The organism is Vibrio sp. 378 (genome assembly GCF_033339435.1).
This window is the reverse complement of the sequence record NZ_JAWOUO010000727.1, coordinates 1-624: the sequence shown is the minus strand read 5'-3', so window position 1 is coordinate 624 and position 624 is coordinate 1. Positions and strand designations below refer to the sequence as shown.

The following is a 624-nucleotide window of genomic DNA, read 5'->3' as shown; positions in this document are numbered from 1 at the left end:
AGGCGGAGCGACAACTTGCTTGAGTAAAGGGGGATATAAAGGATCGGCCAGCGTCAGAATGTGATGATTTGTAGAAGTGGCTAGCCACGTTAAACAAGCATCGACCTCTTTATCGGCCGAAGCCCAAGCTTGCAACTGTTTGTTCGTCAAACCCAATTGATAGAGCTGTTCAGAAGAGGAACTGATGATATTGCGAGGCGTATCTTTGGCGAGCAGCTTATTCATTTTGACCCCACCGATGCCTGGCAAGCAACTCAGCTTAAGCCAGGCAGCAAGGTCACTGTCGTTATTGCGTGGTTTCATTGGTGGTCGACTCTTGCGTCAGAGGCGAAACCACAGAGACCTCTTTATTGATGGGTTTAGTGCTGGTTGTGATCAACGCCAAGCTAAAGTACTCATAAGGACGAATGACCAGCAACTCACCAACTTTGCTTTGAGGTAAGGTTATTTTCTTATCGAGGACACCAAACTCTTTCTTGAATTCATCGCCATCTTTGTAAACCGGATGCGCGTCTTCTTTTAAATCAAACACACTGCCTTGTTTCAGACTGTCAGACGTCCCTTTATCAATCACCACGACTTGGTTGGTTGAGCTAAAGCGAATACCTTCGATATTGCCTAGCA

The 624-nt window shown here is 46.3% G+C and carries 2 pseudogenes; both read right to left on the bottom strand.

Going from position 1 to position 624, the window contains the following annotated elements:
• A pseudogene (locus R7Q48_RS28520) lies at positions 1-303 on the bottom strand (DNA-protecting protein DprA); the annotation flags it as partial.
• Positions 287-624: pseudogene (locus R7Q48_RS28515) on the bottom strand (peptidoglycan-binding protein); the annotation flags it as partial. The pseudogenes R7Q48_RS28515 and R7Q48_RS28520, both read right to left, overlap by 17 nt.